This is a genomic window from Paenibacillus sp. FSL M7-0420, from assembly GCF_038002345.1.
GTDB lineage: Bacteria > Bacillota > Bacilli > Paenibacillales > Paenibacillaceae > Paenibacillus_AQ.
On record NZ_JBBOCJ010000001.1, the window covers coordinates 5,559,014 to 5,571,800 of the forward strand.

General features: G+C 56.2%; 8 protein-coding genes. 1 reads left to right on the plus strand and 7 read right to left on the minus strand.

Annotation, left to right across the window (positions count from 1 at the left end; translation table 11 throughout):
• Positions 1-39: 39 nt before the first annotated feature.
• The 6 genes from MKX51_RS23695 to MKX51_RS23720 all read right to left on the minus strand — a co-directional run bounded on the left by MKX51_RS23695 (position 40) and on the right by MKX51_RS23720 (position 10,770).
• A complete protein-coding gene (locus tag MKX51_RS23695; RefSeq protein WP_340994085.1) occupies positions 40-3,813 on the minus strand; it encodes an Ig-like domain-containing protein in 3,774 nt (1,257 codons plus the stop codon).
• A gap of 142 nt (positions 3,814-3,955) precedes the next feature.
• Positions 3,956-5,506 (minus strand): ABC transporter substrate-binding protein, encoded by a 1,551-nt coding sequence (locus MKX51_RS23700; protein WP_340994086.1) that lies wholly within the window; start codon positions 5,504-5,506, stop codon positions 3,956-3,958.
• A 38-nt stretch (positions 5,507-5,544) separates the two neighbouring features.
• The gene (locus MKX51_RS23705; RefSeq protein WP_340994087.1) at positions 5,545-6,429 is read right to left on the minus strand and encodes a carbohydrate ABC transporter permease; all 885 of its coding nucleotides are present in this window, start codon (positions 6,427-6,429) and stop codon (positions 5,545-5,547) included.
• Between the two features lie 15 nt (positions 6,430-6,444).
• Positions 6,445-7,431 carry an ABC transporter permease gene (locus MKX51_RS23710; protein ID WP_340752126.1) on the minus strand — a complete coding sequence of 329 codons (987 nt, stop codon included), beginning with the start codon at positions 7,429-7,431 and terminating at the stop codon, positions 6,445-6,447.
• A gap of 249 nt (positions 7,432-7,680) precedes the next feature.
• Positions 7,681-9,990, minus strand: a complete 2,310-nt coding sequence (locus tag MKX51_RS23715) for a helix-turn-helix domain-containing protein (RefSeq protein ID WP_340994088.1) — start codon at positions 9,988-9,990, stop codon at positions 7,681-7,683.
• A 33-nt stretch (positions 9,991-10,023) separates the two neighbouring features.
• Positions 10,024-10,770, minus strand: coding sequence for an SGNH/GDSL hydrolase family protein (locus tag MKX51_RS23720; RefSeq protein ID WP_340994089.1), 747 nt, complete (start codon positions 10,768-10,770; stop codon positions 10,024-10,026).
• Positions 10,771-10,904: 134 nt separating this feature from the next.
• Between MKX51_RS23720 and MKX51_RS23725 the strand changes: the two genes are divergently transcribed.
• Complete coding sequence (locus tag MKX51_RS23725; RefSeq protein ID WP_340994090.1) at positions 10,905-11,771, plus strand: AraC family transcriptional regulator; 867 nt, start codon at positions 10,905-10,907, stop codon at positions 11,769-11,771.
• A 19-nt stretch (positions 11,772-11,790) separates the two neighbouring features.
• Here the strand turns inward: MKX51_RS23725 and MKX51_RS23730 are convergent, their stop codons facing one another.
• A complete protein-coding gene (locus MKX51_RS23730; protein ID WP_340994091.1) occupies positions 11,791-12,702 on the minus strand; it encodes an AraC family transcriptional regulator in 912 nt (303 codons plus the stop codon).
• Positions 12,703-12,787: the final 85 nt, after the last annotated feature.

Sequence of the window (12,787 nt, forward strand, 5' to 3'; positions counted from 1 at the left end):
AGCGCCCTTCCGCAGGAAGGGCGCTTATTCCGTTAAGACTTAAGGCAGAACCGAGAAGACAATATCGTCGAACAGCAGATAGGCGAAGCCGCTGGTGTAGAAGCCGACCTTACCGGACGGGCGGTGGCCCGGATCGGTACCGGAGAGCCTTGGTGCACCGTCTACAAATACGGCGATATCTCCGTCCTTCACCGTCATCTTCACGTCATACTCTGTATCCGGCAGCAGGTCATGCCCCGGCAGCACACTCTCGGTAAGCTTCTGCCACGCTGTATCATACAGAATCCAGCCGGAAGATCCGTCTGCCCGGGTCCGGTAGCCGATCCGGGTCGAGCCGGTGCTGTCCTGGCGGTCGAAGATGTACAGGATGCCGTTATCCGGCATCACGGACGGCGTCTTCAGCTTGAACTCCAGCTGATAATCCGTGAAGCAGCGGTCGAGCAGACCGGACGCGCCGTTCAGCAGCTTATAGCGGCGGTTGCCGTCCGGATCAGCGGCGATGCTGCGGTTAGGGTCCACCGGCCAGCCGTTGCCCCCGTGCTCGAAGTCTGTCTCATGCATAATAGTGGAGACGGTGACGGTAATATCCGCCTTAATGAGTGGATTCACCGTAGACACAGCCGAGATCAGAGTCTGCCCTTCGTATACGGCATGCACCACCCCCGTACTGTCCACCGTAGCGACCGCCGGGTTAGCCGACTGCCAGATGACGCCAGTATCCGGCGTATCCGCAGGATCGAAGGTTACCTGCAACTGCCGCTCTTCCCCTGCGGCCAGCCGCACCGCGCTCTCTGCCGGAATAATCCCGGCCAGGGTATCCGTCAGGGCCTTGAACTGAATGTCATCGAAATGCATCTGGCTGACATTGCTGACATAGAAGCCGACTTTGCCTTCTGCATTGTGTCCCGGATCATTGCCCTTCAGCCGGAACGCCCCATCCAGGTAGACGCTGATGTCGCCGCCTTTCACCAGCATTTTGACACTGTATTCCGTATTCGGCTGCAGGTCGTGACCGGGAAGCTTGACTTCCTTCAGCACCGTCCAGGCCGAATTGTACAGCAGCCAGGCGGAGCTTCCATCCGCCCGGGTCTTGTAACCGATGCGGCTGGAGCCGCTGCCGGCCTGACGGTCGAAGATATAGAGGGTCGCATTATCCCCCATCACCTCCGGCGTCTTCAGCTTGAAGCTCAGCTCGTAGTCGGAGAAGGACTTGGCACTGAGCGACGAGGCACCGTTCAGAATCTTGTACCAGCGGTTCGTGCCAATCTTCTCAATGCTGCGGTTGGCATCCTGCAGCCAGCCGTTCGCGCCGGATTCGAAATCCGTGAAATCCATCACGCCGTCGCCCGCCTCGACGTGAACGGTTACCGTGGCCGTCAGCAGCGGATTCTCCGCCGAGGCTACAGTAATAACCGTGCTGCCGACCGACTGGCCGGTAACGACACCTCCGCTATCTACAGCCGCAACCCCAGGATCGGCCGAAGCGAAGGTCAGCGCGGAATTATTCGCGTTCCACGGAAGCACCGCCGTGCGCAGCTTCACCGTTTTCCAGCGGTCCACGGTAACTTCGCTGTCATAGACGGCAACTCCCTGCACGGGATAGCTGTCCGGGCCGGCTGTCGTGCCCGCCTTGCCGTCAACGCCGATATCGTTAAACGGAATGTCAGGGAAGCCGGGAATGGCATCGAAGACATCCGCATCCGGCCGCAGCGACAGATCGCCTCCTGCCAGATCGGTGAAGCCCGGATCATCCGCAGTAACCCAGTTATTAGCATACTGGACCAGCCCGAACTTATCATAAGCCCCATACACATTGGTCGTTACACTGCGCGGAACCGACGGGTTGTAGATGACATTGCCCTGGAAGGTATTCGTATCAGGATAATAACGGTTCTCCGTGAAGAAATCCGCCAGCTCGGGATATTTGGCCAGGTAAGGGGTTCCGGTAAAATTATTGTTCGCCGCGAACAAGGCCTGCCATTTGGGCATGTAATTCAGCGGCACCTGATCATCCGGCTCGTCGCCCAGGAACATATCCGCATAATCATAAGGAATCTTGCTGTCGATGAAGATATTGTTGCGGGTCAGAATATGCGAGCCGCCGTTATTTTTAATGGCCGAATTGCCCATCTTGTAGAAAATATTCTCGTCGATGGTCAGCCCCATCGTGAAGTTATCGGGGTACACCCCTTCTACTCCGGCCTTACTCTCGCCGATGTTATGGAAATAATTGCGCCGGATGACCGTCCCCCGCTCATGGGGCTGCTCGCCCGCATTCATGTAGATCGCGCCGAGGTCGGAGAAGGTGGTGCATACGTCATAGATCTCGTTATACTCCACGGTATGGTCATTGCCGAAGATCAGCACGCCGGGATGCGGCGCATCATGCAGCTCATTGTTCGACATGCGGTTGCCGACGCCGGACAGCAGCACACCGGGATTGTAGGCTTTGTGATAGTAGGCAAAATCGTGGATATGCGAATTCTCCACCACATTGTTGCCTGGGGCAAGGGTCGTTTTGTTGCCGCCCGTCAGCGTAACGGCGGTGCCGCCGATATGATGAATATGGCTGCTGATAATCGCATGGTCCGTACCCGGTGCCCCTTCAAAATTGTTGTAGTAGAACCGGCTCTGGGTATTGACCAGTACGCCGCTGTTGGTGAAGTTGCGGATCTCGCTGTTCAGGATACGCATTTGCTTGCCGCCCATGAATACGGCTGCCGAATCACGGCCGTTCTCCAGGATAAGCTCGGAGAAGTCGATATACGAAGCATTCAGGGCGTTAATCATCGGACTCTTCAGCATCGTAACTTCAATATCCGGATTAGCCGCTGCGAATTCAGCGTTCGGCAGGAAATAGAGCTTGCCGGCCTGGCGGTCGATATAATATTCGCCGGGCATATCGATTTCCTCCAGCAGATTCTGCGCGAAGTGGAAGTCAGGATACCAGTTCTTGAAGATCCCGCTCATCTCCCCGTAGCGGAGGGTGATGCTCTTGGCGGCGGTGTCGATGGAAGCAATCTTGTTGTACGACCATTCCCAGCTGTAGCCGAAGATGCCGTCCAGCCAGATATCGTCTGCCTGTGTCCAGTACTGGGGCCGGTCATACGTGTATGTGAAGGTACCGCCGCGTGTATGCACTTCCCCGTTCGGGTCCTTACGGGTCGGACCCGGATCAAGGATCTCATCCATCTGAACGGTGCTCTCATTGGGCCAGCGGGCCAGGGTCATGCCCTGCCCGGCCACATACAGCTCCATCGGCGGCACCTCGCTGAGATCATTGGCCAGGTAATAGCCATGACGGCTGAGCTGGCCGTAATCGGTGATGCCAAGCGCCCCCAGATCGGCTGCCAGCACTTTCGTTCTCGCCTCCGGGCTGATGATCCGGCTGAGAATGGCCGGATCTGTGACCGGAACGAAGGCCGATTTGGCCAGCTGGCGGGAGCCTGACAGCGTAACCGACTCCCCCGGATAGGCCGTGTACGTGATGGGCTTATCCGCCTCGCCGGAATCCTGCTGGCGCAGCTCGAAGCTGCTGGTCCGCTCATACCTTCCTTCCCGCAGATACACGGTAACGCCGCCCTCCGGCAGCCCCTCTTCCGCCTTCAGCGTACGGATCGTATCCCGTGCCTTCTCAAGCGTCTGGAACGGGGCATTCAGCGTCCCGGCATTGGAATCGCTTCCATTATTGGCCACATAAAAAGCGGTCGCGGACACCACCTCCTCCGCATGTACAGGGGACGCAAACGGAGTAGAGGGATTGAGCGTGAACAGCAGACTGGCCGCAAGTGCCGCAAGCAAACGTTTTTTCACCAAGGCTCCTCTTCCTTTCAACGTGGGATGTAGGGGCTTGCGCCGTAGCGTTGCCTTGGCGAAGCCCCTCATGAGCAGCAGGTTCCTCCGGTTCTCCTCCAGCCGTGCAAAATTACTCTCTAGGGTGCTTACCTCTTACTTCTTACTTCTTCAGACCTTTATCCTTCAGGAATTGTTCGAATTGTTTGGTGACCTCAGCCACATATTTCTCTTCGCCGGCTTCCTTCAGCTTGCCATAGAGCGCAGGCCAGGTTTCTTCGAAATCAAGCGTTCCGGTAACCAGTCCCCGCTTGTATTCTCCCCACACGGCGTTCAGGTTGGCAATCTCCGTATTCACCGGCTCGGAATTGAACTTGAAGGCGCCTACAGGGTTGACCTCGGAGCTCGAGTTGATCTTCTTCGTCTCCTCCCAGACATTCTCCGGCTGTCCTTCCTTCAGATACGAGTTGAACACGCTGCCGAATACCCAGTCCATGTTGGGCAGATAACGGGAATCCGCTTTGGCCTTGATGTACTCTCCGTCTGCCTTATCGTAATGCTCACCGGCAATCCCGTTACAGAGCAGATTGTACAGCTCCTTGTCGGTATTCACCAGATTCAGCAGCATCATGGCACGCTCCGGGTTAGGGGCAGTACGGCTGATCGATTGGTTCGTAGTCGCCGAATACCCGTTGGAGAACCAGTCACTGAGCGGGACAGTGATGACGTCATTGCCGCCGTTTTTGGCCTTCACCTCAGCTTCCACGCCCGGCTTCAGCGTCACGTTGAAATCCACGGCAATCCGGCCTTTCGCCAGGTAATCATTCGCTTTTTCAGTAGCGGCATCCTTGTAAATATAGCCTTCCTTATACCATTTGCTGGCCAGCCGGAAATTGTCCAGCTCTTCTTCCGGGTAACGCTGCAGGGTATAGGTAGGGTCATCTGTCTTGATATAGAAATGGTCATCCAGACCTGGAACTACCCAGTACTTGTCGTCATGTGACTGCGGATTAATGAAGGAGGTGCCGAAGATGCCAAACGGAATGATATCCGGCTCACTCTGCTTAATCTGGGCCAGGAACGGCTCGATATCTGCGATTTTCTTGATGGAAGCGGTGTCAAGTTTGTATTTGTCAGCGAAGCGCTTTTGGATGATGAAGCCGTACCGCGAGCCGTTAATCTGCTGATTCGGAATGCCGTAGATCTCCCCGTCCACCGAGAGGCCATCCCACATCACCTGCGGCACATCCTTCTTCAGCTCCGGCGCATACTCCTCTAGCAGCGCGTCCATCGGCTGGATCGCACCCTTGCGCACCAGCTCCTCCGGCTTCAGCATGTAGCCGGTCCAGAGAATGTCGAATTTCTCCCCTGCGGCAAGCACAGTGTTCATCTTCTGCACATAATCCCCGATGGCTACAGGCATCAGCTTGACGGTGGCGTTGATCTTCGCCTTCGTAAGCTTATTTACTTCCTCCTGCACTTTATCCTGATCGGCCTGAAGCTGGGACAGCGGATAGTACCAGGTTAATTCTACCGGCTTCAGTTCACCATCCTTCCCGGATTCCGGAGCCGTACTTTGCGTTGCTTCCGCTCCGCTTCCTTCCGTGCCTTTAGCGGCATTGCCATTGCCGCCGTTATTGTTGCCCCCGCAGCCTGACAGCACGGATGCAGCCAGCATTACAGATGCCAATACGCCAACCAGCCCTTTTTTCATGTGAGTGACCTCCTGTACTTTGTACATGTAATTGTATGTTAACCCTTTAGGGAGCCAACCGTAAGCCCTTTGACGAAAAACCGCTGAAAAAACGGGAAGATGACCAGCATGGGTCCGCCGGCCAGTACGGCAATCGCCATCCGCGCCGAGCTGTTCGGAAAACTCGACAGGTCAATGCCAAGCTGCCCGGTGAATTCCGAGTTCGTCGTCAGAAACTCAATACTGTTCAGCGTCCGCACCAGCAGGAGCTGCAGCGGCACCTTGTTCGGATCATCGATGTACAGCATCGCATTGAACCATTCGTTCCAGTAGGTGAAGGAGATCAGCAGACCCAGCGTAGCCAGGGCAGGCGTCGAGAGCGGCAGAATAATCCGGAAGAAAATGCGGAACTCCCGCGCCCCGTCGATTTTGGCCGACTCAATGATCTCCAGCGGAATCTTGGACATGAAGCCCTTCATGACCATAATGTTGAACGGCGACAGCAGAATCGGCAGAATCAGCGCCAGCAGACTATCCTTCAGATGCAGGTATTGCGTAATGAGAATGTAAGAGGGAACGAGTCCCCCGCTGAACAGCATGGTGAAAAATACATAGAACGTCGTCGCCCGGTTATACCGGTAATCCTGCCTTGAAATCACGTAGGCGGTCATCGCGGTCAGCAGCAGTCCGGCCAGTGCGCCGATGATCGTCACCGTGAACGTCACGCCATAAGCCCGGAGCAGAATGTCAGGAGCGTCCAGCAGATAGCGGTAGGCATCCAGACTGAAGGACTCCGGGATGAACTGGTACCCGTTCTCAGTCAATGACTTCTCATCCGTCAGCGAGACCACGATGACCAGCAGGAATGGCAGGATCACCACCAGCGACAGCACCGTAAACAACAGATTAATGAACAGCTTCGAGAATTCAAATTTTTTGCCCACGCTCAGGGCACCTCCTTACCACAGGGAATTATCGGGATCGACCTTGCGCACAATTCCGTTAGCTGTCAGCACCAGCACCAGACCTACAACTGACTGGTAAAAGCCTGTAGCCGCAGACATGCTCACATTGCCGACCTCACGCAGCGCACGGTACACATAAGTATCAATGATATCCGTAGAGCCATAGAGAAAACCGGAGTTATTCGGGATGAAATAATGCAGGCCGAAATCCCCGCGGAACATATTGCCGATTGACAGAATCAGCATAATAATGATGATTGGGGCCATCAGCGGAATCGTGATTTTGAAGGCCATCTGCCGTTTGGTCGCCCCGTCGATCCGCGCCGCCTCGTAATATTCACTGTTAATGCCAATAATACCGGCAAAATAAATCAGCGTGTTGAACCCCACCACTTTCCACAATTGAACCAGAATCAGAATGACCGGCCAGGGTCCGGGGTTCTGATACCAGCTCACCGGATTCAGCCCGAAGGATTCCAGCGTGCGGTTGATGAAGCCGTCCGAGTGGTTCAAGAAAGCGTATGCCACATACCCCACCAGCACCCATGACAGGAAATGCGGCAGAAACAGGGCTGTCTGATAGAACTTGCTCCACTTGGCCTTGATCTCATTCATCAGAATAGCCAGCAGCAGCGCCGCCGAGGTGCCTATCAGAATATAGGCGGTGTTATACAGGACCGTATTCCGGGTAATCCGCCACGCCGTGTCCGTAGTGAACAAATAACGGAAGTTGTCCAGCCCGACCCATTTGCTGCCGAAGATGCCGAGATCATACCGGTAATTCTTGAAGGCGATAATCAGGCCAATCATCGGAATATACGCGAAAATCAATTTGTACAGCAGTCCCGGCAGCGAGAGCAGGAACAGCTCCCGGTTGCTTTTGAAATGGGCCAGCTCCCTGCGGAGCCAGGATTGTCTGCGCGTGGCCGGCAGCGCTCCTGAACTTGCCTGCTGTTCCGCCAGCGGAACCTTATTCAACATAACCAAAGCCCCTTCCTTTCCTTGCTTAGCTGCAGCTGTGTGCCTGTGTCCCAGGCTTTGCACGACTAACATAGCGCAGAACCAGGCCGCTGCGTTACTGTACAATTGCAAGAATGCTGTAAAGCCGGGCTGTATTGTTGCCAGATTCCTGTCTAGGGGGAGGCAGACTCCTGCACGGCACAGCAAAAAGCCCGCCAGATGAACAATGCTCATGTAGCGGACCCTGCCTTACGTATGGGGAAAGTGGAATCATCTGCTGCGGTCAATGGCTGATTTCAGGCGGTACTCCTTCGGCGTGGTGCCATAGCAGCGCTTGAACAGGCGGTAAAAATAACTCTCGTTCCCGAACCCGACCTTCTCCATAATCTCTGTTACGGTGAAGTCCTCTTGCTCCAGGTACTTCTTGGCACTGGCCAGCCGGGCAGCGTTAATCTGATCGACCACCGTCTTGCCTTCCTGCGCCTTGAACACCTGGCCCAGATAGACGGAGCTCATCTTGAGCATATCAGCGATCCGCTGCACATTCAGATCAGGATCGGCGTAATGCTTATCAATAATCTCCTTCACTGTGTCCGCCAGCAGCCGGTTCTTGTCCTCTCGCCCGCTCCGGCGCTGCTCCGCGACTTCCCGCACCACCTCCAGCAGGACCGTCTCCATCTCATCCAGCGTCTCCTTCTCCAGGATCCGGCGGTTGATCGCCTGCAGGTTAAGTGAGACCGGATTGACATTCCGGCTATTCATCTCGGCAAGCGTCTGGCTCAGGGTCACGGCCAGATGAAGCACCGCTGAATACATATTCTCGTAGCTGAAGCCGCCAAGCAGTGCTCTCCACTTGCGGATTGTCTGCTCGGTCTCTGCCAGATCCCCGCCCTTCAGTCCCTCCGTCAGCTGCCGCTCCAGCTCCTGCGGAATGCGCAGCGCTTCATTCTCTTCATTCGCCCGGAGCATCTCAGGCTCAAGCACAGCTCCTTTGCCGTAGATCATCCGGTAATTGGCATGACGCTGCGCCAGATTATAATGCGCCGTGATGCTGCGGTAATCCGTGAAGACCTCGCTTAGCGTGACTGTAAAAGTAATATGATAATAGTTACCGATCGTCTGCTGAAGCTCCCTGAACCGTTCCTCCAGCTTCGCCAGTTCCCCGTCGTCACTCCCGGCAATAAAGACCAGATGGCCGCTCTTCATATCTGCAGCTTCACAAGAGCCCTGGAGGCGCAATAATTCCTGTCCGATGTTGGAGATGGCGAAGTACAGCAGCGATTCCATCGGCAGTCCCGGCTCTGCCGCCAGCCCCTGCAGGTTGTCGATCTGTACCAGCGCCAGCCGGAGCGGGGACGGATAAGCAATATCGATGCCGTGCTGCTCTCTAAGTTGCAGGAAGGACTGCTCATCCAGGCTGTGGCTTGAAGCGATCAGGCTGCGGAGCTGATAGAGCTTGGCAATATTGGACTGCGAGGCCCGCTCCAGCTCCAGCCCCTTCAGCTTGCTGATCATCTCCGTAAGGTTGGCTGCAATCAGCGACAGCTCATCCTTGGCCTGCGGCGCGCCCCGCACATCCCCGGGAACCAGCGTCAGCAGCTGGCCGACCGGCTTATACAGCCGCACTGCGAAGAACACGGACAACAGCACGGCCAGCAGAACAACAGACAGCGTGACCGCGATCTCCGTCCATTTCATCTGCCGGACACTGCCCAGCACCACATCGTAATCCTGCATGCTGACAATCTGCCAGTTGTTCAGGGCTTTGCTCAGATAAGTCACCTTATACTTCCTGCCGTCATGTGTATAGTTGAAGGAATCCAGCGGCCTCCCTGAAGCGCTGATCTGCGGCAGCAGCTCTCCCTTCAGGTTAAGCCCTTCAGGAACCTGTCCGCCGGTTGCAATCAGCACCTCACCATCGGTATCGGTCACGAATAACACATCATTCTGCCGCTCCGCCACTTGGTTAAGCGCTTTCATATTATCAAGCATCCATCCCGGCTTTACCGTGAGGATCAGCACATTGTCATTGATTGAACCCAGGGTATCCCCGTCATAGAGGAAGAAGGCAAAGACATCAATGCCCCCACCCTTGCCGTCCAGGTCGAGCGGAATGAGCTGGAGCTTCGGCAGATCTGCCCGGGAATCCATATAGTTCTGCAAGGAGCTGTACAGAAGACTATTGTTAATCTCATGATTCAGCGACGAGAAGAACCGGTGCTGGGCCCCATTATAAAAAACAGCCGCATGCAGATACGGAGAGGCTGCGACCGTATGATTCAGCCGCTCAATCTTGAGGATGCTCTGCCTGTAATCCGCGCCGGACTTCAGCGCCAGCAGCTCCTCGTCATTGTACAGGGAGACCGCCAGATCTTTTACAATCCCGTTCATGTTCTCAATGTTGTAATTGATCTGGGTCAGCAGCTTGCGGTCCGCTTCGTTCTGGAGGCTGAGCACCTTGCTGCGGGCACCCGAGTTCACAGACAGCGAAGCCGCAGCCAGTATAGCGACAACAAGCATGAAGCTGAGTAAGATCCGCTGTAAATATTTGCGCGAGCGGATGGTCTGAAGTACATTCATAGGTGATCTCTCCCGGCTCTTAGGGTGACCTTACTATAATCCCGCGCCAAATTGCTTGTCAATCCGCAGAACCGGCTCTGCACGGAACAATTCCCTTATTAGCATCCGCGCGATCACCCGGTGCCCCGGAGTGTCCGGATGGATACCGTCGCCATATCTGTAAGCGGCGTTCTGCGAGCGCTCATGCCGGATATGCTCCAGCAGCGGCGTACGCAAGTCAATGACTCCGTCTGCCGGACAACCACCGGACAGCAGCCAGCCTGCATAACGCTCCAGCACCCGATCGTATTCCCTGTATGGCGCGAGATAGCTGAAATCTGCCGCGTCTGCGGGCTGTAGCTCCCCCGTCATGGACAAGGCATCGAACGGCGGAGGTGTCATGAGAACGACCCCGGCTCCGGCTTCACGGATGCGGGTGCTGAGTGCCAGCATACCCGCCTGATAAGCGGCGAAGCGTTCTTCCGAGAAGGGATGATAGATCCCGTCATTCATACCATAGCAGGCTATAACCACATCTGGAGCAGCCCCCGCCAGCTCTCTGGCCAGCCGCTCATGCACACAGGGGCGCGGATAAGGATGCGCCGCCTCGCTCAGACCCGAGACCGTCTCGCTGGGAACTCCGGATGGAATCAGCTCAGCGGTCCGCTCCGGCCGGTGCGTGTTCAGCCATTCCCCGGTCAACCGGATATATTGTCCGTCAGCAGTAATGCTGTCCCCGAGGAACAGAATCCGGGGATTTCTCTTGTTCAGTGTAATTCTATCCTTAAGTATATTCCGCATTCTTTGTCCTCCTGACCTTGGCGCAGCTCTCACTGCCCGGCCGCAGCCAGGCCGGTACATCCGCCACCCTAATGGTAGCGCCGCCCGCGCCTTTGCGCCTTGACGATCCCGACCTTCTTTAGCATAATATGGCCATGACTACCAAAATACTAGCGCGGGATATCGGCTTTGAGCCGGGTTTTACCTTTAGAATCCAGAAATGCCCGCTGACCCATGATTACTACGTCCACAGCCATGACTTCTCCGAGCTTGTCGTTATTCTGTCAGGACACGCTATACACATCATTGAAGGGAGAGAGGTGCCGGTTAAGGCCGGACAGGTTTTTTTAATTCACAGCAACGTTTCCCATGGCTACAAGAATGTGGACGGAATTGAATACGTGAACGTGATGTTCCAGCCGGAGCAGCTGCTTCAGCAGTCCGAGCTGAGGCTCCTGCCCGGCTTCCAAGCCTTATTCTATATTGAGCCGTTCTACCGGAAGGAGATGTATTTCAAGGGGATGCTCTCGCTGGAAACCGGGCAGCTCCGTGAAGCTACCCGGCTGCTGGATCAGATTCTCGAGGAGCATGACCGGCAGCCCGAGGGCTACCGGCTGATGATCCGTACCTATTTCACCGCTCTGGTAGGCATGCTCTCCCGCTATTATCAGAACAGCAGCAGTCATGAGGATAACAAAGCGCTGCGGATCGGGGAGACCGTCACCTATATCGAAGAGCACTTCCTGCAGCCGATCACGCTGCAATCCATGGCAGACCGGGCCTATATGTCCACCCGCCAGTTCCTGCGGGTATTCACCCGCAACTACCAGACCACCCCTATGGATTATGTCATCCGTAAGCGGCTGGATTATTCCTGCACCCTGCTGCGCAGCCCGGGCCTGAGCATCTCGCAGGTGGCGATGGACAGCGGCTTCCATGACCAGAATTATTACTCCCGCCAGTTCCGCAAGGTATTTAACTGCAGTCCCAGCCAATACCGCGAGCGGATGCTGGACTCCTGACCGCTGCCCGGGCGGGTGCTCAGCCCTCCCCCGGACCGGGCGCGGCAGCAGCCTCATCCCGCTGGCGCAGCCGCTGCCGGTAGGCTCCGGGGGTTACTCCGAACCTGGCACTGAACAGCCGGGTCATATAATTGGGGTCCTGAATGCCTACCCGTTCGGCAATTTCCGAGATGCCAAGCACCGTACCGCCCAGCAGCTTCTTCGCTTCCTCCAGACGCAGATGCAGCACATACTGCAGCGGCGTGGTGCCGATATGCTGCTTCATGCATCTGGTAATGTAATCCGCCTGGAAATGCAGCTCCTCCGCAAGCCGGGCCAGATGAAACGGCTCCCGCCAATGTTCCGCCAGATAGGCCGCGGCAGCCCGGGCCAGCCGGACCGCCGGCTCCGGCGGCTGAGCCGTATGCTCACATTCCGCCTGAAGCGCTGCCAGCAGACCAGCCAGCAGCAGATGAAGCCGCATGGCATTCTCTGCGCTGAGCCGGTTATGAAGCTCGTTCATCTCCTGCAGGATCGGCTCCAGCCCCTCCAGATCAACGGCTGCGAACTTCGGCAGATACAGCCGCTGCTGCACCGAAGGCTCCTCATCCTCTACCGTTCCCTTTGCCAGCAATGAAGACCAGGGGATATCCCTGCGCCGGATATACGCCGGTTCAGGTGCATGAATGAAATGCACCCAGTAGATCTCCGTATCCTCCTCACAGGCACGGTATCCGTCATGCGGCAATCCGGCCTCCAGCACCAGCACCATCCCCGTCCCCACCGCATATTCCTTGCCTGCTTCCATCATATAGAGCGTACCCCGCTTGACCAGCAGCAGATCATATACACCGAAGGTGCGGGCGAAATGCCGGTCCCCCGGTGACCAGACGGCATGTCCCACTGTGACAAACTGCGGCAGCGGCGGAATGGGAAACTCCAGGCACAGCATAATCCCCCCCCCTGTCTTAAGTCGGTTTTGTGCTATTCAAAGTCTATATTATCACTGGCTGCTCCGGCAATAAAGAGGTACAGTG